The sequence below is a fragment of the Azospirillum sp. genome, assembly GCF_035628975.1.
Classification (GTDB): Bacteria; Pseudomonadota; Alphaproteobacteria; order Azospirillales; family Azospirillaceae; genus Azospirillum.
Map to the genome: position 1 here is coordinate 142001 of NZ_DASPIS010000049.1, position 20411 is coordinate 162411.

The 20411-nt window shown below is 69.3% G+C and carries 21 protein-coding genes; all 21 read right to left on the reverse strand.

Going from position 1 to position 20411, the window contains the following annotated elements; all coding sequences use genetic code 11:
- Positions 1-12: 12 nt before the first annotated feature.
- The 21 genes from VD964_RS11285 to VD964_RS11385 all read right to left on the reverse strand — a co-directional run bounded on the left by VD964_RS11285 (position 13) and on the right by VD964_RS11385 (position 20296).
- Positions 13-1683, reverse strand: coding sequence for an ATP-binding protein (locus VD964_RS11285; RefSeq protein ID WP_324868599.1), 1671 nt, complete (start codon positions 1681-1683; stop codon positions 13-15).
- A 247-nt stretch (positions 1684-1930) separates the two neighbouring features.
- Positions 1931-4687 carry a sensor histidine kinase gene (locus tag VD964_RS11290; protein WP_324868601.1) on the reverse strand — a complete coding sequence of 919 codons (2757 nt, stop codon included), beginning with the start codon at positions 4685-4687 and terminating at the stop codon, positions 1931-1933.
- Positions 4688-4696: 9 nt separating this feature from the next.
- The gene (locus VD964_RS11295; protein ID WP_324868603.1) at positions 4697-4912 is read right to left on the reverse strand and encodes a hypothetical protein; all 216 of its coding nucleotides are present in this window, start codon (positions 4910-4912) and stop codon (positions 4697-4699) included.
- Positions 4909-7092 carry a 3'-5' exonuclease gene (locus tag VD964_RS11300; RefSeq protein ID WP_324868605.1) on the reverse strand — a complete coding sequence of 728 codons (2184 nt, stop codon included), beginning with the start codon at positions 7090-7092 and terminating at the stop codon, positions 4909-4911. The genes VD964_RS11295 and VD964_RS11300 overlap by 4 nt, the downstream gene beginning before the upstream one ends.
- The gene (locus VD964_RS11305) at positions 7089-7487 is read right to left on the reverse strand and encodes a response regulator transcription factor (protein WP_324868607.1); all 399 of its coding nucleotides are present in this window, start codon (positions 7485-7487) and stop codon (positions 7089-7091) included. The genes VD964_RS11300 and VD964_RS11305 overlap by 4 nt, the downstream gene beginning before the upstream one ends.
- Positions 7488-7753: 266 nt before the next feature.
- Positions 7754-8884, reverse strand: a complete 1131-nt coding sequence (locus tag VD964_RS11310; protein WP_324868609.1) for an SPOR domain-containing protein — start codon at positions 8882-8884, stop codon at positions 7754-7756.
- A gap of 196 nt (positions 8885-9080) precedes the next feature.
- The gene (locus VD964_RS11315; RefSeq protein ID WP_324868611.1) at positions 9081-9419 is read right to left on the reverse strand and encodes a twin-arginine translocase TatA/TatE family subunit; all 339 of its coding nucleotides are present in this window, start codon (positions 9417-9419) and stop codon (positions 9081-9083) included.
- Between the two features lie 119 nt (positions 9420-9538).
- The gene (locus VD964_RS11320) at positions 9539-10105 is read right to left on the reverse strand and encodes a septation protein A (RefSeq protein ID WP_324868613.1); all 567 of its coding nucleotides are present in this window, start codon (positions 10103-10105) and stop codon (positions 9539-9541) included.
- A gap of 83 nt (positions 10106-10188) precedes the next feature.
- Positions 10189-11232: a lipid A deacylase LpxR family protein gene (locus VD964_RS11325; RefSeq protein WP_324868615.1), complete on the reverse strand. Its 1044-nt coding sequence runs from the start codon at positions 11230-11232 to the stop codon at positions 10189-10191.
- A 260-nt stretch (positions 11233-11492) separates the two neighbouring features.
- A complete protein-coding gene (locus VD964_RS11330) occupies positions 11493-12380 on the reverse strand; it encodes an SIR2 family protein (protein ID WP_324868617.1) in 888 nt (295 codons plus the stop codon).
- A gap of 23 nt (positions 12381-12403) precedes the next feature.
- Complete coding sequence (locus VD964_RS11335) at positions 12404-13618, reverse strand: DegT/DnrJ/EryC1/StrS family aminotransferase (protein WP_324868619.1); 1215 nt, start codon at positions 13616-13618, stop codon at positions 12404-12406.
- Positions 13619-13903 (reverse strand): hypothetical protein, encoded by a 285-nt coding sequence (locus tag VD964_RS11340; protein WP_149222183.1) that lies wholly within the window; start codon positions 13901-13903, stop codon positions 13619-13621. It abuts the gene before it with no gap.
- 5 nt (positions 13904-13908) lie between these two features.
- Positions 13909-14118: a putative nitrogen fixation protein NifT gene (gene nifT / locus VD964_RS11345; RefSeq protein ID WP_324868621.1), complete on the reverse strand. Its 210-nt coding sequence runs from the start codon at positions 14116-14118 to the stop codon at positions 13909-13911.
- A 40-nt stretch (positions 14119-14158) separates the two neighbouring features.
- Positions 14159-15310 carry a cysteine desulfurase family protein gene (locus VD964_RS11350; protein ID WP_324868623.1) on the reverse strand — a complete coding sequence of 384 codons (1152 nt, stop codon included), beginning with the start codon at positions 15308-15310 and terminating at the stop codon, positions 14159-14161.
- 14 nt (positions 15311-15324) lie between these two features.
- Positions 15325-15630: a nitrogen fixation protein NifZ gene (locus VD964_RS11355; RefSeq protein ID WP_324868625.1), complete on the reverse strand. Its 306-nt coding sequence runs from the start codon at positions 15628-15630 to the stop codon at positions 15325-15327.
- Positions 15631-15663: 33 nt separating this feature from the next.
- Entirely contained in the window at positions 15664-15996 is a 333-nt protein-coding gene (locus VD964_RS11360) for a nitrogen fixation protein NifZ (protein ID WP_324868627.1), read from the reverse strand.
- A 29-nt stretch (positions 15997-16025) separates the two neighbouring features.
- Positions 16026-16838, reverse strand: a complete 813-nt coding sequence (locus VD964_RS11365) for a 4Fe4S-binding leucine-rich repeat protein (protein ID WP_324868629.1) — start codon at positions 16836-16838, stop codon at positions 16026-16028.
- Positions 16835-17350 carry a hypothetical protein gene (locus VD964_RS11370; protein ID WP_324868631.1) on the reverse strand — a complete coding sequence of 172 codons (516 nt, stop codon included), beginning with the start codon at positions 17348-17350 and terminating at the stop codon, positions 16835-16837. The genes VD964_RS11365 and VD964_RS11370 overlap by 4 nt, the downstream gene beginning before the upstream one ends.
- Before the next feature lie 54 nt (positions 17351-17404).
- Positions 17405-17596, reverse strand: coding sequence for a 4Fe-4S dicluster domain-containing protein (locus VD964_RS11375; RefSeq protein ID WP_324868633.1), 192 nt, complete (start codon positions 17594-17596; stop codon positions 17405-17407).
- Between the two features lie 53 nt (positions 17597-17649).
- Positions 17650-19215 carry a nitrogenase cofactor biosynthesis protein NifB gene (nifB, locus tag VD964_RS11380; RefSeq protein WP_414637128.1) on the reverse strand — a complete coding sequence of 522 codons (1566 nt, stop codon included), beginning with the start codon at positions 19213-19215 and terminating at the stop codon, positions 17650-17652.
- 184 nt (positions 19216-19399) lie between these two features.
- On the reverse strand, positions 19400-20296 hold the full coding sequence (locus VD964_RS11385; protein ID WP_324868635.1) for an adenylate/guanylate cyclase domain-containing protein: 897 nt from the start codon (positions 20294-20296) through the stop codon (positions 19400-19402).
- Between the last annotated feature and the right edge of the window lie 115 nt (positions 20297-20411).

Genomic DNA, 20411 nt, shown 5'->3' on the forward strand with positions numbered 1-20411 from the left:
GGGGAGGCAGGATCAGGGAGCATCCAGCGGCAGCCGCAGGACGACGCTGGTTCCGCGGCCGACCTCGCTGTCGATGTCGATCTCGCCGCCGAGCTTGCCGGTGACCAGGTTGAACACGGCGTAGAGCCCCAGCCCCATGCTGCCGGCACCGCGGCGGGTGGTGGTGAAGGGCTGGAACAGCCGCGGCCGGATGTCGGCCGGGATGCCGCGGCCGTTGTCGGACACGCGCAGTTCCACCCGGTCCTCTCCCAGCATCCGCACCGAAACCGTCACTTTGCCGCCGGGGCGGCGGGCGGATGCCGCATCCTCCTGCATCCCGTCCCCGGCACCGGCGCCGATGGCGGCGACCGCCGGCACCTGCTCGAAGGCATGAGCGAAGGCGTTGGTCAGCAGGGCCAGCAGCACCTCGGTCAGCGCGCCGGGGTAGGTGTCCAGCGCCAGCCCGTCCGGGCAGTCCAGAGCCAGCTGGTGCCCCGCCGCCGCCGGCTGCACCTGCACCGCCAGCACGATGTCGGACAGGTAGTCGCGCAGGCCGACGCGGCTGCGCGGCGAGCTGGCCTTGCCCTCAGTCACCAGCTTCAGGCTCTGGATCAGGGCGGCGGCGCGTTCGATGTTGGCGACCAGCAGGGTGGAGACCTCGCTGGCGGTGCCGACATAGTCCTGGAAGTCGCTCTTGCGCAGCTGGCCGCCCTTGAAGGTCATGATGATCGATTCCGACGCCGTCTGCAGGTGGGTGGCGGCGGTCAGCGCGATGCCGACGGGCGTGTTGATCTCGTGTGCGACCGCGGCGATCAGCTGGGCGATCACCGCCATCTTCTCCGCCCGGATCAGGTCGGACTGCATGCGCTCCAGGTCGGCCAGGGCCTGTTCGGCCGAATCCTTGGCGCTGCGCAGCGCCTCCGCCTGTACCTTGCGTTCGGTGATGTCGTAGAGCCAGACGATGAAGACCGGCTGGTTCTCGTAAGTGGTGCGGTCGACGGACATCGCCATCCACACCGTCCGCCCGTCCTCGCGCACGTAATGGATTTCGTCCGCAGCGGGCACGGCCCCGGGCGCCCGGTCCGGCAGCCTTTCCCGAACATGGCGGAACAGGGTGGGCGAGCAGCGCTGGTGCATCGCCTCCGCCGGCACGCCGAACAGGTCGGTGCAGCGCTGGTTGCAGTAGAGCAGCTCGCCGGTCTCGGTGATGATCGACACGCCGATGGGGCTGCCGTCCAGCACCCGGCGCAGGCGGGCGGCCTGTGCGCGCGATGCCGCCTCCGCCGTCCGGGTCTCCTGCAGCGCGTCGCGCAGCCGCCGCACGGCGCGGCAGGCCTCGAGCGTCTTGTGGATGGTCGCTTCCAGGTCGCTGAAATCGATGGGCTTGATAATAAAGTCGAAGGCGCCGCGGTTCATCGCCGCCCGCACGTTTCCAAGGTCGCCATAGGCCGAGACCATCACCGCGCGGATGTCGGCGTTCACCTGCGGCAGATGGTCGAGCAGCGTCAGCCCGTCCATTCCCGGCATGTTGATGTCGCTCAGCACCATATCGATGTCGGGCTGGGCGCGCAGGGTTTCCAGCGCCTCCTGCCCGTCATGGGCGAACAGGAACTCCAGTTCACCGGCGCGGACGGCGCGACGGAAACGCTGCATGATCAGCGTTTCGACGTCCCTCTCGTCGTCGACAACCAGAATCTTTCCCATCCCGCCTTCCTACCGCCAACCCGCCCGACCCGTGCCGCAACCGGATCCGGGCGCCCCACCATAAGCGCGGATCGCCCGGACGGGAAGCACCGTGGCGTACGGTGCCCCATCGGTTGTATGGCACTGTGGCCGCAACCCCGGATCAGGCTGCATGACGGGAATCCCCCAATCGATTATCGCGCGGTCGGCGGGCAGGATAACACGGGATTGCAATGCGGCGAGATGGTTGTGATCGAGACATTGCCGGTCAGCCGGCGGCTCCTTGCGGCGCCTCCGCTTCCGCAAGCGGCAGGGTGAACCAGAAGGCGGCTCCCTTGCCCGATTCGGCGTCCAGCCCGGCGGGGGCGTCCTCCACCCCGATCCGGCCGCCCAGATGCTCGACGATGCGCTTGGCGATGGCGAGGCCCAGGCCGGTGCCGGCCGGCTTGCCCGTCAGCATGTCGCCGGCCTGACGGAATCGTTCGAACACGATGTTGCGGTCCTTCCGCGCCACGCCGGGGCCGCTGTCGATGACCGCGATTCGCAACGTGTCCCCGTCCAGCTTCGCCTCCAGCCGGGTCCGGCCGCCGGTGGGCGTGAATTTCGCTGCGTTGGACAACAGGTTCACCACCACCTGGATCACCCGGTCCTCGTCGCCGCGCACCGGCGGCAGGTTGCCGGGGATGTCCACCGACAGGACGATGCCGCGCTCCAGGAACAGCGCCTCCGTCGCCGCGACCGCCTGGGTCAGCAGAAGGGTCGGGTCGATCGCCTCGATCCGCCAGTCGAGCGCGCCGGCCTCGATCTTCGCCATGTCGAGCACCTGGTTGATCAGGCGGGTCAGCCGCTCGCTCTCCTTGATGATGACGGCCAGGAACTCCTGCCGCTGTTCGGTTTCCAGGTCCGGATCGTCGTGCAGGATCTCGCTGAGGGCGCGAATCGACGTCAGCGGCGTGCGCAACTCGTGCGTCACCGTGGACAGGAAATCGTCCTTCAGCCGGTCCAGCTCGGTCAGCCGGTCGTTGGCGGCGCGGAGCGCGTCGGTGGCGCGCTCCAGCTCCGCCGTCTTCAGCTCCAGCTGGCGGCTGTGGGCGATGACGTCGCTGGTCTCGTCCAGCATGCGCAGAAGCTCCGCCGCCTCCACCGCCCCTGCGGAGACGGAGGAGGCGAGCGCCACCCGTGCCGAAGCTCCGCCGATGGCGCCGGCCAGCAGCCGTTCGGCCAGCCGCAGCCGCTCCGGCCCCGCGGGCTCGTCCGGATCGGCACCGGCGAATGCCTGCTCGGCGCGCTGCGGCCCGAGGAAGCGGGCGACCACGCGGGCAAGGTCGCCGACGCTGGCGGCGTTGCGCCAGTCCGCCGGGGAGGTCGGCGGCATTGCGGCGGAGGCCTGCTCGAACACGCCGACGAAGGCGGCGGCCTGTGCCCGCTCGGCCGCGTTCGGCCGGTCGAACAGCGACAGCCCGACATAGGCGCCGATGTTGGCAAGCGCGCTCCAGAACAGGGCATGGGCCAGCGGGTCCCAGCCCTCCAGCCCGAACAGCGCATAGGGCCGCAGCGCCGCGATGCTCCACGGTCCGTCGGCGATGAAGCTTGCGGGCAGCCAGCCCGACCGCGCGAAGCTGGGCAGCAGAAGCGTGTAGGCCCAGACCAGCGCGCCGGCCGCCACCCCGGCGACGGCGCCGCGCCGGGTCGCCCCGCGCCAGTAGAGCCCGCCGATCAGGGACGGGGCGAACTGCGCCACCGCCGCGAAGGAGATCAGCCCGATCGACACCAGCGCGTAGGCCGATCCCGCCAGCCGGTAATAGGCGTATCCAAACATCAGGATCGCGATGATGGCGGCCCGCCGGACCATCAGCAGCAGCGGCGCCGGATCGGCCGAGCGCGCCAGCGCCGCCGGCCGGAAGCGCAGCAGCACCGGGACCACGAGGTCGTTGCACAGCATGGTGGAGAGCGCGACCGTCTCGACCACGATCATCCCGGCCGCCGCCGACAAACCGCCGAGGAAGGCCAGCAGGGCCAGCCACTCCGCCCCGCCATGCAGGGGCAGGGCGACCACGAACAGGTCGGGGTCCACCCGTCCGCCGAAGGTCAGCAGCCCCGACAGCGCCACCGGCAGGACGAACAGGTTGATCAGCATAAGATAGAGCGGGAACAACCAGACGGCGCGGTCCAATTGGCGTTCGTCCACCGATTCGATGACCATCACCTGGAACTGGCGCGGCAGGCACAGCATCGCCGCCGCCGACAGGATGGTGGTGGTCACCCACACGCCGGAGGCGGCTCCCTCCAACGCAATGTCGCCGCCGAACAGCCGGGCGAGGTCGGGGCGGGCGGCGGCGGCGGCGAACAGGTTGTCCAATCCGCCGTGCAAGCCCCAGACGACGAAAATCCCCACCGCCAGGAAGGCGACCAGCTTAACCAGCGATTCCAGCGCGATTGCCGCGACCATGCCGGGGTGATGCTCCGCCGCGTCGATCTGGCGGGCGCCGAAGACGATGGCGAACAGCGCCATCACCGCGGCGATCAGGAATCCCTGGTCCAGGACGGGGGCCGGGGCCGTCTGCAGTCCACCGCCGGTCAGCGCGTCGAAGCTGACGGCGACCGCCTTCAGTTGCAGGGCGATGTAGGGGGTGACGCCGACGGTGGCGGTCAGCGCCACGAGTCCGCCCAGCAAAGGGCTGTGGCCGTACCGCCTGGACAGGAAATCGGCGATGGAGGTGATGCGCTGCGCCTTGGCGATGCGCAGGATCTTGCGCAGGAGCAGCGGGGCCAGCAGCATCAGCAGGGTGGGGCCGAGATAGACCGGCAGGAATCCGATCCCCAGCGTCGCCGCGCGCCCGACCGAGCCGTAGAAGGTCCAGGTCGTGCAATAGACCGCCAGCGACAGGGCGAAGACGGTGGGCGAGGCGATGACGCTGCGCCCCGCCGCTTCCCGCCGGTCGGCCCAATGGGCGATGGCGAACAGGGCGGACAGGTAGGCCAGCGCTGCGACCAGGACAGTGCCCCAATCGAGCCCGACGCCCATGCGGCCCTCCTACCGCGACCGGCCGGCGAGCGCCGCCAGCAGGATCACCACCGCCCAGACGCCGAAGACACCGGCATAGAGGGCCGGCACCCCAAGAACCGTGCCCTCCACCCCGAACAGGCCGAGCAACGGCGGGCTGAACAGCACGGTGGCCAGCAGGAACAGGCCGGCCATGCGCTCGCGGTGGCGGGGGGCGGGTTGTTCGTCGCGGGCCGGCGCGGTCAAAAGGCGCGTTCCCGGGCGGCGAGTTCGACCAGGATGTTGGCGCCGCGGATGGCGTCGTCCAGCGTCCGCACGTCGCGCTCGCGCAGCATCTCGATCATCCGCAGGAAGACCGCGGCGGTGACCAGGCTGTCGCCCAGTGCGGTGTGGCGGTCGACCACCTCGATGCCCAGCCGCTCGGCGATGCCGTCCAGCGTGTGGTCGCCGTCATTGCCCAGCAGCATGCGCGACAGCAGCATGGTGTCCAGCACCGGGCAATCGAAGGCCACCCCCGCCGCCCGTTCCTTCATCTTCAGGAATTTCAGGTCGAAGGCGGCGTTGTGCGCCACCATCACCGCGCCGGAGACGAAGCCGCGGAACTGCGGCAGTACGGCGTCGATGGTCGGCTTGCCGGCCACCATGCCGTCGGTGATGCCGTGGAAGGGCACCGACTCCGGCGGGATCGGCCGCTTCGGGTCGACCAGCGTGTTGAAGGTCTCCCCTGTCAGGATGCGCCCGCCGACGACGCGGACTGCGGCGATCTGGATGATCTCGTCCCCGGTGCTGGGCGACAGGCCGGTGGTCTCGGTGTCGAACACCACGTAATGCAGCCGGTCGAGCGGCGTGCGGCCAAGCTCGCTGGTCGCCAGCGGCTGGTGCAGCAGCCCGAAGTCGAAGAATTCCGGCCGGGCGCCGGCACGCGGGCGCGGCTGGGCCGAGCGCGGCGACTGCGCCGGAGGCAGCGGCACGCGCAGCCGTGCCCGTGTTGCGGTCCCGTTGGCGGTCGGCAGCGGCTCGCTCCAGGCGGTGCTGCGGTGGTGCTGCAACACGTCGCCGGCGCTGAGGCCCCCCAGCCCGTCCGGCAGGGTCTGGTCCAGCCAGTTGTCCAGCGTGGCGCTGGGCACCGCCGGCCCCTCCCACACCAGATCCAGATAGACCCAGCGGTCGCCGTCCTGCGGCCCGGCGGCCTCCAGGTCGAAGGCGGTGGCGCCGGTCAGGCCGTGCACCTTCTCGATCAGATAGGCGAACAGCAGGACCAGCCCGTGGCTGTCGCCATGCACCCATTGCGGCAGGCCGGTCAGCGTGACCGTGGTGGGGGATGCGGTCCCGACCCGGTGGGCCACGAGGTTGATCAGGTTGTTGGAATGGATGTCGCTCATCGGCCAACTGCCGGTGACGACGTTGCGGTAGGCGGCGGTCACCTGCTCCAGCCGGCGGGACAGGCTGTCGCAGGAGTCCAGCATCGAGCTTTCGAAAGCCGCACGGTCGCCGGGGCCGAGGTCCGGCGCGTCGTACAGGGTCTCCACCGCGGCGCGCAGGTTGGCGATCGGCGCGCGGAATCCCTCCGTCGCCTCGCGCAGCAGGGCGTCGCGCTGGCCCAGCGCCGCCAGTTCGCTGGTGGCGTCGGACAGGGTCAGCACATAGCCGGTGATGGCGGGAGGCCCGTCCGATCCCCGTTCCGGGTCCTGCAGGATGGCGCTCATGCGGCCTTCCAGCAGGATACGGCCGTCTGTGGTGGCGCCGACGAACTGGGCGGTGGTGCCGTGCTCGTGATTGACGTGGCGGCCTTCGCGCACGCGCAAGGTCAGCCGTTCCAGCGTGTGAGTCAGCGGCTCCGCCACCACGAAATGCAGCATCGAGCGGCCGAGCCCCAGCTCCCCCGTCAGGTGCAGGATGTCGAGGGCGGTCTGGTTGTAGAGCAGGATCTGGTGCCGGGTGTTGCAGACCAGGACGCCTTCATGCAGGTCGCGCAGCACGGCGGCGAGCTGGGTCTTCTGCTCCTCCGCCTTGGCTGTCGACTCGGCCACCGTGCGGGCGATGTCGCGGCGGACCTGGGCCAGCTTGTCCGACAGGTCGTTGACCGCGCGGGCGATCGGCTGCAGGTCACCATAGCGCGCCAGCGGCACCCGGCCGCCGACCGCGCCCTCCGCATTGCCGTGGGCGATCAGCCCGGCCTCCCGCCCCAGCGTTTCGGCGGCGCGCAGCAGGTAGCGGTCGACCGCCAGCCACAGCCCCCACACCGCTGCCGCGCAGGCCACCGTCATCACCACGGCATAGGTCAGCAGCGGATCCGCGGCATCCGACCCGCGCACCGCCATCGCCAGCCCGACCGACAACGCCACCAGCCCCAGCCCGGCGGCGCGGAAGGCCAGCGGGACGATCCGCCGGGGCTGGGGGGCAGGGGTGGTCACGGACCCGGTCACGGCGCCGGCTCCACGCTGCCGGCCGCCGGCAGGCCGAGATGGCGGCGGACGGTGGTCAGCAGGTCGCGGGTGGAGAAGGGTTTGGTGACGTAGTCGGTGGCGCCCAGCGCCAGCCCCTTCTGCCGTTCGACGTCGCGGCTGCGCGCCGTCAGCATGATGATGGGCAGGGATTTCCAGGCCGGGTTGGTCCGCAGGGTCTGGCAGACGTCGAAGCCGTCGCGCTTCGGCATCATGGCGTCGAGCAGGATCAGGTCGGGGGTGAAGCTCTCCACCGAGCGCAGCGCCTCGTCCCCGTCACGGGCGATGCGCACGTCGAACCCGGCGCGCTGCATGAGGACCTGGAGCGACAGGACGATGCTGGGTTCGTCGTCGACGACCAGGATGGTCGGCTTCATGGCGGGGCGTCCTCCGGTGCGCCGGTCTGCTGCCGGCTTCCCAAATTTGTGGCCGGGGCAATGCATTCGTGCCCTGGAATGTCCATGGTACGAGCAAAGACAAGCGGCGATCAAGCGGCACTCCCGGCTCCCCCGACCAAAGAATGGGGTGGCCCAGGCAAGAAAAAGCCCGGCCGCGACCAAATGTCGCCGCCGGGCCAACGCTTGTATGACAGGTTGTCGCAGGGAAAGGACCGGTGCCGTGCCTCCGCCGGTCCGGCAGGGGATCAGCGGGCTGTGATCACGACCGGGTTGAGCCCCATCTTCGTTTTCAACTGCTCCGCCTCGCGCCTGGCTGCGGTCTGATCGGCGAATCCGCCGACGCGCACCGCCCGCCAGGACCGGTTGGAGTTGTCGGTCCAGTCCACCGTATAGGCCTGGAAACCGCCGCCCTGCAGACGCTGCGCCAGCGAATCGGCGTTCGCCGTTACCGAGAAGGTGCCGACCTGCACGGTATAGCGCCCGGCCGGCATCGAAGACGGCGGGGTGGCGGCCTTGGCCGGGAGCTTCGCTTCGCCATTGGCGGACGAGGCGACCGGGGGAGCGGGCGGGGCGGCCGGAGTCGCGGCGGGGGCGGCGCTGGCCGGCGGGCGCTTGGCGGCCTCCTTCGGCGGGGCCAGCATCGCCTGGAGGGAGCCGGTGTCGGCAGGCTCGCCAGCGGCCGGATGCTCCGGCTTGGCTGCGTCGGGCTTGGCGGTATCGGGCTTTGAGGCTTCCGGCTTCTGGGCGGCCGGCGGCGGTGCGCTCTCGGCCGGGGCCGTGGCGCGCGGTTTCGGCGCGGCGGCGGGTGCCGTGGCCGGAACGGGCGGCGGTTCCGGCACCTTCAGCACCGGCGGCGGGCTGGCGGGCAGGGCGGCAACCGGCGGCGGCGGTGCGGAGGACGCAGCCGGCGGTGTCGCCGGAGCCGTCTGGTTGGGGGGCGTCTGTGCCGGCGGCGTGACGGCCGCGGCAGGGGTGCCGTTGGTAGACGGTGCCGCACCGGACGGCGTCGCGTTTTGGGGCGCGCGGGTGATGGCCGGGGCCGGCACCATCGGCGAGGAGGTGTTGGCCGCCGTCGTCACCGGCTCCGGATCGCCCGATCCGAGATAGACGATGCCGACGGCGATTCCGCCCGCCGCCAGCAGGGCAAGCGCGATCTTGCCCAGCGGCAGGCTGCGGCTTGCCGGCTCTTCCTCGTCGTCGTCGACCTCGTCCTGCTGATCGGCGTGCAGATCCTCGTTCAAGGCACGAAGCAGCTTGGCGATGTCCTCGTTCTCCGGCGGCGGAGTCTCGGAAGGTTTGCCGTTTGCTTTCATCTCGTCCTTGAACGTCGGTGTCGACAGGGTGGGAGCCTGCCGGGGCGGTGGCTTGAGCGTCACGGTCGACCTGCGCTTGCCCGTCATGGCGGGCCGGCTGGAAACAAGAAGGGGCCTTCCGGCGGCCGTTCCGCGGAACACGGACCGGCTGCGGAAAGCCCCTTCTCTTTATCGTATTTTGCCGCCCCATCAAACCGCCAAGCGGTCGCGCCCGGCAGCCGGGCGATGCAAAGAAGGGGCTGCCGTCCCGGGATGCCGGTCAGCCCTGATGCGGCTTGGCCGGATCGAGCGGGTGCGGCTGGGTGGCGGTGGGAGGCGTCGGGTGGACGGTCGAGGACGCTGCCGGAGGCACCGGAGCCTGCGTGACGGGTTGGGCGGCCGGCTGCGCGGGCGCCGGGTTGATCGCGGCGGGCGGCGTCTGGGCGGCGGTCTGGGCCGGAGCCGCCTGCGTCTCGTTCTCCTCGTCCTTCAGGCCGGACTTGAAGGCCTTCACGCCCTTGGCGATGTCGCCCATCACGTTGGGCAGCTTGCCGGCGCCGAACAGGAGAAGCACGATGACCAGAACGATCAACCAGTGCCAGATGCTGAAACTGCCCATCGATCAATACCTCTGCAAATCGGTCGGAGCGGACGACGTCGCGGTCGCCACCAATGTGAGTGCCCCTTCCGCGCCGCACAAGAGGCGAGCGCCGAAGGAACCCGATAAAGGCGGCGCCGTCAGGCGGCCGGCCCGCTTTCCGCCGGTTCCTCCGGCAGCTGGTGGCGCATGATCAGCGGCGCCTGGAACGCGCTGAACACCAGGGTCAGCGGCATGATGCCGAACACCTTGAAGTTCACCCACATGTCGGTGGAGAAGTTCCGCCACACCACCTCGTTCAGCACCGCCAGGACCAGGAAGAACCAGGCCCAGCGGATGCCCAGCGTGCGCCACCCCTCGTCCGACAGGTTCAGGACGGTGCCCAGCAGCCGCTTCATCACGTTGCGCCGCATCGCATGGGCGACGAACAGCACGGCGGCGAACAGCAGGTTGACCAGCGTCGGCTTGATCTTGATGAACAGATCGTCCTGCAGCCACAGGGTCAGGCCGCCGAACAGCAGCACGAATCCGGCGCCGACCACCGGCATGATCGGGATGCGGCGTTCCAGCCGCCACGACACCGCGACCGCGATGCTGATGGCGACCATGAAGACCGCGGTGCCGGTCATGATGCCGGCCTGGGAATTGGCGACGAAGAAGGCGGCCAGCGGACCGGCCTCGATCGCCAGGCGTGCGAACTGGTTCATTCCCCTGACATAGCCCGAACCGGCCGCCCGTGAAAGGGGCGAATGGTGGCGGGCGGGGCATTCGGATGGATGAGGCCGGCCGCTCAGAACTGCGCCGACAGCCGGAGGGAGCCGTAATTGGTCAGCGACTTCTGCCCGCGGAACTCCGGCGTCTGCAGGGTTTGGGCATAGGTCAGGCCATAGCGGCCGTAGCGCAGCGTCAGGCCGGCCTGCACGCTGCCGACGAAGGGATGCTTGTCGACGGACCGGCTTTCCCGGAAGGTGTTGCCGTCCAGGAAGATGTTGCGCGCAACCGCCCGCCCCTCGGCGCTGGCGTAGACATACCAGGAAAAGCGCCCCGGCCGCTCCGAATAGGGGGAGTCCTGGTAGGGGATGCTGGACGTCGGGCGGGTCACCAGGGCGCCGACCGGCGGCGGCATGTTGCCGCCCAGCCGGACCGTGCTCCCCACCGCGGCGAAGGTCAGCACATTGCCCAGGCTGCCGGCGACATGGGGGCTGAAATCCCATTCCAGCGGCCCCAGCGTGTTCGGCTTCTCGCCGCGCCAGACATGCTCGTAGCTCAGCACCACGCCGGGCTCGTCGCGCAGCTGGTAGTTCCAGCCCTCCGGGTAGGTGGCGCCGCCGACGATCTTGTGGACCGTCTTCTGCGTCTGCTCGGCCAGCGAGGACGGTCCGACCATGCCGAGGTCGAGGTCGATGCGGTCCACCGCCGTCGGCGCCTCGTTCAGCACCGAAATCCGGCCATAGAGCCAGCCGGCATAGGGCCGGTCGGTGGGGTCCGGATTGCGGGCCTTGAGGTTGCTCGGCGTGTAGATGTTCTGGCCGAAGGCGAAGCCGTAGCGCCGCACCCCGCCCGGTTCGATCCAGGGCACGAGGTTCGCCAGCCAGTCGATGCTGCCGTAGGTCGGCCGCGCGCCGGAGAAGTAATAGAATTGGAAGCCGTTCGAGTAGTAGCGGTCGGTCCCGCCGCCGAACAGGTCGTTGTCGATCCAGAAACCGATGGCGGGGCCGGAGGCCGCGGGCGCGTCGCTCGGTGGTGGGGTGGTCTCCTGTGCGTTCGCCGCCGATGCGGTCAGCAGCAGGGTCGCCATTGCTGCGGCCAAGGCAGGGCCGCTGTTCGTCACCATTCCGGCACGCTCCATCCGTTTCGCAGGGTAACGGATGGCGGGGAAGGGTGTTGCGCTGCGGTGCGGCTTCTTTGGGGGTAGGGGAGTGGGAGGGTGTCGGCTGGCGATGCCCCCTCCCCATCCCTCCCCCGCTTCGCGGGAGAGGGGGTAGGACGCTTGTGCGCGTAACGTAATTGCCAAAGCGGCGGCAGTCCCCTCTCCCGCGAAGCGGGGGAGGGTTAGGGAGGGGGCATCCGAAGCCGATACTTCCCCAAAAGTACTCACACCCCGGCTCGCAACCCCTCCACCGCCTCTTCCAGCGTCATGTCGATGCGCCTGATCCCATGCAGCGCCAGGAAGCGCGCTTCGTTCTTCGACAATTCGCCGGGGATCACCGCCCAGTGGCTGTCGGAAGAGCGCTTGGCGATCTGGCGGGCGAAGGTACGCTGGATCTCGTGGTCGAAGCGGCAGCCCAGGAACAGGAAATGACGGCCGGCGCGGCGGTCCTTCACGACGGCGGGGATCGGGGTCTGGATGTCGATCTCCGTCAGGATCTCGACATAATCACTGTCGGAGATCAGGTAGTTGCCGGCCGGCGTCACCGCGCCCGACGGCTTGTACAGCACGGTGTCCCAGCCCTCCGCCGCCTCCGCCGTCGTCTCGGCGCCGTCGGGGGCGTAGTAGCGCACCCATTCGCCGGTCGATTGCGGGTGCGACACGCCCTGGATCTGGCCCCAGGTCCGGTCGGCGGCGGCGCTCAGCAGGCTGTCCAGCACATTGTCATACCAGACGTCGACCAGCAGGGGCGGGGCCGGGATCGTGGCCAGAAGGGCATGCACCGGGGTCGCCGGCACCGTCTGGCGGAAGATCTCGTTGAGGATGGCCTCCAGCGTCTTACGGTGCTTGCGCGTCTCGATGAACTGGGCGACTGCGGTCAGGTTGGAGCGGATGCGGCCGGGGGCGGCGACCTTGGCGTTGAGGCGCTGCACCAGCTCCGCCGAATTGCGCGGGATCGGGCATAGGTCGGGCGGCAGCAGGGCGAAGGCGCCGGGGCCGAGATAGGGCACCACCTGCCTTGCCGCCAGCGCCGCGGCGATGTCGGCCAGCGCCGCCGCGGCGTCCGGAACCGTGACGGACTCGGGATCGGTTGCAAGCGTGGTGACGGTCATGGATGCCTCTTCCCTTTGGGTCTTCACAGATAGATCGCGGCGCCGGCGCCGGTGTTGACGCTCGCGTCCTTCAGCGTTTCCACGATGAAAGCGACCTGATCGCGGGTGATCTTGCGGTGCAGCGGCAGGGCGAGCACGCGGTCAGCCGTCTTGGTGCAGACCGGGCAGGCGCCGCGGCCGGCCCGCTGCTCACCCAACGCCTCGATGTAATATTGCTGGGTGTGCAGCGGCTGGCCGAAGTCGCTGGCGTCGATGTCGTGGGTGTCCAGATCCTCGATGATCGACCGACGCCCGGACGCGGTGAAGCGGGTGCCGAGATGGACGCAATAGACCATCGGGTTGACCACCTCCGCCCCCGGCCCGCGATAGGGCGGCTTGATCCCCTCGAAACTCGCCATCGCCGCGTCGTAATAGGCGATGACCAGATTGCGGCGGGTCAGGATCTCCGGCAGGCGTTTCAACTGCACCAGGGCCAGCGCGGCGTTCAGGTCGCTCATTCCCGCCTGCCAGGGCAGGGTGCGGGTGATCACCACCGTGTTGCGGTGCTCCGTCTCGCGCCGGCGCATGTAGCGCAGCCGGTGGGCGAGGTCGCGGTCGTCGGTGACGATCATGCCGCCTTGCCCGGCCAGCAGGATGCCGGGTTCGGAAAAGTCGAAGACCGCCGCGTCGCCGAAGGTGCCGACCATCTGTCCCTTGTAGGTGGAGCCGATGGCCTCGGTCGAATCCTCCAGCAGGATCAAGCCTTTGGCATCGGCCAGCGCGCGCAGCTCGTCCCAATGGGCGGGGTGGCCGTTGACGTTGGCGGCCAGGATCGCCTTGGTCTTTTCCGTGACCAGCGCCGCCGCCTTTTCCGGGTTGATGGTGTGCTGCCAATAGTCGATGTCGACCAGCACCGGCGTGGCACCGGACAGCGCCACCGCATGCTGGACCTGATGCCAGCCGAAGGGGCTGCACAGCACCTCATCCCCCTCGCCGATGCTATAGCCCTTAAGCATCAGCAGCGTGGCCATGGTGCCGCTGGACACCGCAACCGCATGGTCACGGCCGACATAGGCGGCGAAGGCATCCTCGAACGCCCGCACCATCCGCCCGTCGCTCAAGTCCCCGGAGGACAGCAGGCGGCCGAGCATCTCGACCTCCGCACCGGAGATGTCGGGGTCGGTCAGCGGGATATAGTCGTCAACCTCGTCGTCATCGGCGGAGGAGGGATGTGGAAGGGCTGCGGCGGCCTCGCTCATTCACTCGTCCTCGTCCCGTTGGGCGATCACGACGCCGGTGGCAAGCTCCGGCTTGTCGGTGATGAGCCAGCAGTGGTTGTTGCCGTCCACCAGATGCAGGTCGAAGCCCGCCTCCTCCCGGAAGGGATCCTCCGCCATCACCGCGGCCATGGCGCCGGTGACGGTCTTCAGGTCCGGGTTGGCTTCGCGCACGCCGCGGACCACGGCGTCGAGCGTGCCGCCCCCGGCGAACAACCGGCCGGCCAGCGTGGCGATGCTGTCGATGCGCTCGGGAGACAAGGCCATGGGCGTCACTCCGTTCCGCGCTTCTTGGCGTCTACGGTGATCGGCAGGCGGGTGTCCGCCGGCATCTCCGGCAGGTCGAGCGTCCAGCCGTTGGCGATCTTGATCCAGCCGCCCCACAGGCCCGGATGCTCCATCTCGACGATGGGTTCCTCCAGGTCCTTCTTGGCGACGTAGATCGTGTATTGCTCGGACGCCTTGCGGATCATCACCTTCATCGCGGACACTCCATCCTGTTGTTATATTTTCATTCTTCCGTCAGGCGGCGACCAGCCGGGCATGCAGCGCCGGCAGTTCCGACAGGACGGCGTCCACCTCCGCCGCGGTGGTGTAGCGGCTCAGCGAGAAGCGCAGGCTGGCGGCGGCCTGCGCGCCGCTCAGCCCCATGGCGGTCAGCACATGGCTCGGCTCGTTGCCGCCGGAGGAACAGGCGGCGCCCATCGACACGGCGATGCCGGCCCGGTTGAGCCGCATCAGCAGTTCCTCCGCATCCAGCGGATGGCCGCGGCCGTCGGCGAAGCGGATGTTGCTGGTGTTGGGCAGCCGGGCGGTCCCGGCGCCGTTCACCACCGCACCCGGCCAGCGGGCGAGGATGCCCTGTTCCAGCCGGTCGCGCAGGAAGGCGATCAGGTCCGCCTCGTCCAGCCAGAGGGACGCAAGCGAGGCGGCGGCGCCGAAGCCGACGATGCCCGGCACATTCTCCGTCCCGCCGCGACGGCGGCGTTCCTGATGGCCTTGGATCAGCGCGTGGAAGGGAGCACCCTTGCGGACATAGAGCGCGCCGACGCCCTTCGGCCCGTGCATCTTGTGGGCGGACAGCGTGAGATAGTCGGCGATGCCGCAATCGACCGGCACCCGGCCCGCCGCCTGCACCGCGTCGCTGTGGAACAGCGCGCCATGGGCGTGGGCGATCGCGGAGGCACCTTCCACCGGCATCAGCACGCCGGTCTCGTTGTTGGCCCACATCATGGAGACCAGCGCCGTCGCCTCCGTCACCGCGGCGGCGAGATCGACCAGGGAGGGCAGGCCGTCGCGGTTCACCGGCAGGACGGTGACGCGCCAGCCGCGCTGGCGCAGATCGTCGAACAGGGCGAACGTCGCCGGGTGCTCCACCGCCGTGGTGACGATGTGGTCGCGGCGGTGGTCGGTCTCCTCGATGACGCGGAGCGCGCCGAGAATGGCGGCGTGCGTCGCCTCGGTGGCGCTGCCGGTCATCACCAGATCGGCCGGCTTGGCTCCGATCAGAGCCGCGATCTGGGCCTTGGCCTCGCTGACCGCGCGGCGGGCGGCCATGCCTGCGGAATGCGGGCTGGACGGGTTGGCGAACTCGCCGAACAAGTGCGGCATCATCGCGTCGCGCACTTCCGCAGCCAGGGCCGTGGTGGCGTTGTTGTCGAGGTAGATGGTCATCACATCACCCCCCATCACATCACACCCGGCACGCCGCGCCGCGATCCGTCGGCCGGGACGATCTCCTCCTCCAGGCAGCCGACGACGGTGCCGCCGGGGAACTCCACCAGATAGACCGGCAGGCTGCCTTCCTCGGTGCGGCCGACGCGGACGATCACGCCCGGCGTGCCCTTCGGCGCCAGCAGCGCGCCGTCCGGCACCTGCGGATGGCTGCCGTCGTTGAACAGGTCCTCCAGCACCGTGACCCGCAGGCCCCAGTCGTACAGCGGTTCGCGCGGCGGGATGAAACCGGGCTTGGCGGCGGCTTCGACGTCGGACATCGCGAGGCTCCTTTATCAGGTGGGGACCGGTGGCTATTGCGGGTCGTTGCAGTGGGCGTCGATCACCTCCAGCTCGCGCGCACGCATGCCGACGACGACCCGTTTTTCATAAAAATCAACGGCGTAGATGTAATACATCTGCAGATAGGTCCCGATGGAGATGACGTAGCCGACATCGCCCTCGCGGATCAGGAAATCGCCGATCGGCCGGCCGGGATAGGTCCCGTCGTTGCGCACCTCGCGCAGGGCCTTGACCTTGAAACCCTGTTCCAGCACCGGCGGGCCGACCAGCTCGTTGGCGTCTTCGGCGCTGCGGGCGCGCTCGCGGCGGCCAAGGGCGGAGGATTGGGCGGCTGTCTCTGTCATCGGGCTGCGCTCCGTCGGTTGAGGGGCCGCTACAGGGGCGGAAGGTCGTTGGCGATGGTGAGTCCGGCGGCGCGCTGGCGGGCGATCGCGCGCACCTCCTCCTCCGGGTCGTCGAGCAGGGGGCCGAGTTGCCCGGCGTCGATCCGCCCGGCGACGGCGAGGCGGACCATCCAGTCGGCATCCTGCAGCAGCACATGCAGCTTCGACGCCGACAGCCGTTGCGCCACCACCAGCCGCACCCGCGGGCTGTCGTCCCAGGCGAGGCTGGGCAGCCAGTCCATGGAAAGGCGGCGGGCGATCTCCACCCGAACCTCCGGGTCCTCGTCATGCATCATCGCCGGCAGCATGCCATCGGGGATCCGCCGCACCACGCGCAACCGCACCGAACAGTCGGGGTCGCGCATCAGCGGGGCGAGGTCGGCATCCTCCAGCCGGGTGGCGACGGCGATCCGCACCTCGCGGTCGGGATCGTCGCGCAGCTTCAGCAGCAGCCGGCGCGGCAGCCGCCGGGCCAGGACGGAGCGCACCGTCTCGTCCGGGTCGCCCATCAGCCGGGGAAGCTGGAAGATCGGGGCGAAGCGGGCGGCATTCGCCCGAACCTCGAAATAGGGATGGCCGAGATGGCCGGCGGCGAGGTCCGGATTCCATTCGAAGAAGCGCTGGATGCGCTTGGCGTAGCGATCCTCCACGCAGGCCTTCAGCGGCAGGCAGCGGCCGGGCAGCTTGCCGCCCGCGGGGAGGGCGGCGGTCTCGGGGTCGAGGCGGCGGTCGCGGTGGGTGCAGGCGGTGCAGTCCACCGGTTCGCCGCGCCAATCCAGGGATTCGAAGATGTCGTCGCTCATGCGCCGACCTCCTCACGCTCATGCTGGTCGGCAATGGCGATCAGGCGGGCGGCGCCGAAGCGGTCGTCGGGGTCGAGTTCGCTGACCTTGCCCAGCGCCTCCCGCCCGGCGTCGAGCCGGCCGGTGCGCAGCAGCAGGTAACCGATGGCGACCAGGGCGAACAGGAACAGGCGAGGCGCCGGCTCCAGCCCGCGGAAATCGGCGGTGGCCGGGGAGATGGTGCGCCAGTCGGTGTGGTTGACGCCCAGCGCGGCCATAGCGTGACCGATCATGCGCTCGCCATAGACCAGCGCCCGGTCGAGATTGGCCTTGTAGAAGTGGAACTTGTAATGGCCGAGATCGACGAGGCGATGGCCGGGAGCGACCTCCGCCGCGCGGGCGAGATGGGCGAGCGCCGCCCCGCTGTCGGCATAGCTGGCGGCGGCCAGATGCAGGCAGCGTTCCGCCTCGGGCGGGAGATCCCCGCCGTAGTAGCGGCGGGCGAGCCAGTCCTCATCCACCTCGTCCAGCATGGCGCGGCGCTCCTGGGGTTCCCCCTCTCCCCTGAAGAAGAGGGGATCAGTTCGTCATGCCGGGACGCAGCAGTCGGCCGGGCAGACGGCGGCGCATTGCGGGCTGTCGAACTGGCCCTGGCATTCGGTGCACTTGGCCGGGTCGATGACGTAGGTGCCCTTCTTCATGCTGATGGCGATGTTCGGGCACTCGGCCTCGCAGGCGCCGCAGACGGTGCATTCGGCGGACTTGATCTTGTAGGCCATGGCTCTCTCCTTCGGTGATGGGATGGCTGTGGAAGGGGAAGGGGAAAAGGAGGTCAGGCGCGCCGTGCGGTCAGCGCCCCGGTGCGGATCACCGCATCCTGGCCGGCGCGGGACTGGACGGCGCCCTGGCCCAGCCGCTCGGCATAGTCCTTGAAGTAGGCCAGCGCCGATTCCTCGATGTAGTCGAAGGCGAAGCGGTCGACCGGCTCGATCCCGGCCTCGGACAGCGACTTGGACGGGCAGCCGCCGATCTTGGCGACGAACACCGCGGTGCAGTCGTTGATGGCGGCCAGCACGCCGTCCAGCGTGTCGACGTCGCCGGAACCGCCTTCGCAATACTGGTCGACGCGGCGGTGGCCGACGAACTTGGCGCCGTTGGGGCCGACCTCGTAGATCTGGAATTCCTTGGCGTGGCCGAAATGCTCGTTGATGCGCTCGCCGCCCTTGGTGGCGACGGCGATCAGGATCGGGTCGACCGCGGTGCCGACGCTCTCCCGAACGTCGGCCTGTGCCGCCGCCTTGGAGGCGTGGCGGCCGGCGCGCTCGGCCTCGACATGCTCGCGGTAGCTGCGGCGGGCCTCATCGTCATAATCGATGGCGCCCATCGCCTCGATCTTGTCGGCGGTGAACTCCTCGCCGCGGTCCTCGCCCAGCAGGCCGACGGCGTCGGCGCGGCACTGGCGGCAGTGGCGCATCAACTTGGCGCCGCCCTCGCAGGCGTCCTGCACCACCTTCAGTTCCTGCGCGGTGGGCCCGCGCTGGCCGTTCAGGCCGAAATACGTCCCGTGGGCGGGGTCGGAGATCAGGGGCATGATGTTGTGCAGGAAGGCGCCGCGGCTCTTCACCGCCTTGTTCACCTCCAGCAGGTGTTCGTCGTTGACCCCTGGGATCATGACCGAGTTCACCTTCACCAGGATGCCGCGCGAGGTCAGCATCTCAAGCCCCAGCATCTGCTGTTCATGCAGGATCTTGGCGGCGTCCAGCCCGGTCCAGCGCCTGTGCTTGTGGAAGATCCATGGGTAGATCCGCGCGCCGACCTCCGGATCGACCATGTTGATGGTGATGGTGACGTGGTCGATGTTGTATTGCGCGATGGTGTCCACATGCTCGGGCAGCGCCAACCCGTTGGTGGACAGGCACAGCTTCAGGTCCGGCGCCTTCTTCTGCAGCATTTCGAAGGTGGCGAAGGTGTTCTTGCCGGCGGCCGCCAGACTGTCGCCGGGGCCGGCGATGCCGATCACCGACAATTGCGGGATTTCCTGGGCGACGGCGAGGATCTTCTTGAGCGCCTGATCGGGGGTCAGCTTTTCGGAGACCACGCCCGGCCGGCTCTCGTTCGAGCAATCGTATTTGCGGTTGCAGTAGTTGCACTGGATGTTGCAGGCCGGGGCGACCGCGACATGCATGCGGGCGAAATAGTGATGCGCCTCTTCCGAATAGCAGGGGTGGTTCTTCACCTTCTCCCACACCGCCGGGTCCATGTCGGCCGGACCGTCCGACGATCCGCAGGACGACGACGAACAGCCGGACGCCGCCTCGGGTGCTGCCGGCATCACTGCGGGCGGGGCCAGTTCCCCCAGCCCGAAGATGCTGTCGAGCGAAACCACGTTGCTCATCATCCACTCCTTCCCTGCCGTGCCGGACGACACCGTTGGACGAGGTGGAGAAAAGCAAGTTCGGGGCCAGAGGTGGAAATGCAGGAACTACAAGGGCTTGGCGGGATTTGTCGGCATCGCGGACGCTGTCGTCATTGCGACAATGGCGGGGCCGGCAGGGGGCATTGTCAGGGTGCCGACAAACCGGTCAGGCCAGTTCGCCCCGGAAGGCGACGACATGGTCCTGGCCCTCGTCCAGCGCCTCCGCCCCGAAGCCGATCAGGCCGCTGCCGACCAGCTTGGTCGAATCGCGGCGCAGCACCAGCGGCGGCGATCCGCCGCTGCGGATGAAGGTGCCGTTGGTGGAATGGTCGGTCAGCAGGAAGCTCTCGCGGGTGAAGTCGATCACCGCATGCTGGCGCGAGGTCTGGCGCGAGGCGATGCGCAGGCCGCTGCTGTCCTCCCGCCCGATGGTGACGCGGGGCAACGCGCGGCTCATCGCGATCTCCTGTCCGCGGTAGGACAGATGCAGCGTCACCATGGCATCGCCGGCCTCAGTCACCATGGAGAAGCCGAGCGTGGTGCTTTCGATCGCGTCGTCGGCATCGTCGGCGCTGCGGACCCGGTGGACGCGGATCGGTGCCGTCTTGCCTTTCATGGCGACGTTGTTCAGCGGCTTGGTCCGATCGCGCAGGTCGGGCGACAGGCCGTCCACCAACGCCTGGGTCACCAGGATTTCGCCCTGCCGCGCGATCTGCTGCACCCGCGCGGCGACGTTGCAGGCGTCGCCGTACAGGTCGCCCACCCCTTCGATCACCGCGCCGTGATGGATGCCGATGCGCAGCCGCAGGCCATGCCGGTCCTGTCCGTCGATCATCGCGCAAGCGGCGCTGACACTGTCGTCGCAGGCCGGAAAGGCGGCCAGCAGCCCATCGCCCAGGCTCTTGACGACCCCGCCGCTGTGCTCCTCGACCAGTTGGCGCAGGTGGGCCAGCACCTGCTGCGTCAGCGCCGCGGCGGTGGCGTTGCCGATGCGCTCGTACAACATCGTGCTGTCCGCGATGTCGACGAACATCAGGGCGAGGGGCTTCTCAAGCGAGGGCAAGACGGAAATCCGTTCGATCGGAAAGATGCCATCGAACCGAAGGCGCGGCAGGGTAGCATGAAACCGCGGCGGGGCGCGACGGCAGTGGTCACACCCCGCAGTGTATCGGAGGGGA

What these genes read in the sequence shown, in the direction of transcription:
- nifT (WP_324868621.1), bottom strand. Translation starts at nt 14,118, where the DNA reads ATGAAGGTGATGATCCGCAAGGCGTCCGAGCAATACACGATCTACGTC.
- VD964_RS11330 (WP_324868617.1), bottom strand. Translation starts at nt 12,380, where the DNA reads ATGACCGTCACCACGCTTGCAACCGATCCCGAGTCCGTCACGGTTCCG.
- VD964_RS11285 (WP_324868599.1), bottom strand. Translation starts at nt 1,683, where the DNA reads ATGGGAAAGATTCTGGTTGTCGACGACGAGAGGGACGTCGAAACGCTG.
- VD964_RS11370 (WP_324868631.1), bottom strand. Translation starts at nt 17,350, where the DNA reads ATGCTGGACGAGGTGGATGAGGACTGGCTCGCCCGCCGCTACTACGGC.
- VD964_RS11340 (WP_149222183.1), bottom strand. Translation starts at nt 13,903, where the DNA reads ATGGCCTTGTCTCCCGAGCGCATCGACAGCATCGCCACGCTGGCCGGC.
- nifB (WP_414637128.1), bottom strand. Translation starts at nt 19,215, where the DNA reads ATGATGAGCAACGTGGTTTCGCTCGACAGCATCTTCGGGCTGGGGGAA.
- VD964_RS11335 (WP_324868619.1), bottom strand. Translation starts at nt 13,618, where the DNA reads ATGAGCGAGGCCGCCGCAGCCCTTCCACATCCCTCCTCCGCCGATGAC.
- VD964_RS11365 (WP_324868629.1), bottom strand. Translation starts at nt 16,838, where the DNA reads ATGAGCGACGACATCTTCGAATCCCTGGATTGGCGCGGCGAACCGGTG.
- VD964_RS11290 (WP_324868601.1), bottom strand. Translation starts at nt 4,687, where the DNA reads ATGGGCGTCGGGCTCGATTGGGGCACTGTCCTGGTCGCAGCGCTGGCC.
- VD964_RS11320 (WP_324868613.1), bottom strand. Translation starts at nt 10,105, where the DNA reads ATGAACCAGTTCGCACGCCTGGCGATCGAGGCCGGTCCGCTGGCCGCC.
- VD964_RS11350 (WP_324868623.1), bottom strand. Translation starts at nt 15,310, where the DNA reads ATGACCATCTACCTCGACAACAACGCCACCACGGCCCTGGCTGCGGAA.
- VD964_RS11360 (WP_324868627.1), bottom strand. Translation starts at nt 15,996, where the DNA reads ATGACAGAGACAGCCGCCCAATCCTCCGCCCTTGGCCGCCGCGAGCGC.
- VD964_RS11325 (WP_324868615.1), bottom strand. Translation starts at nt 11,232, where the DNA reads ATGGTGACGAACAGCGGCCCTGCCTTGGCCGCAGCAATGGCGACCCTG.
- VD964_RS11375 (WP_324868633.1), bottom strand. Translation starts at nt 17,596, where the DNA reads ATGGCCTACAAGATCAAGTCCGCCGAATGCACCGTCTGCGGCGCCTGC.
- VD964_RS11315 (WP_324868611.1), bottom strand. Translation starts at nt 9,419, where the DNA reads ATGGGCAGTTTCAGCATCTGGCACTGGTTGATCGTTCTGGTCATCGTG.
- VD964_RS11305 (WP_324868607.1), bottom strand. Translation starts at nt 7,487, where the DNA reads ATGAAGCCGACCATCCTGGTCGTCGACGACGAACCCAGCATCGTCCTG.
- VD964_RS11355 (WP_324868625.1), bottom strand. Translation starts at nt 15,630, where the DNA reads ATGTCCGACGTCGAAGCCGCCGCCAAGCCCGGTTTCATCCCGCCGCGC.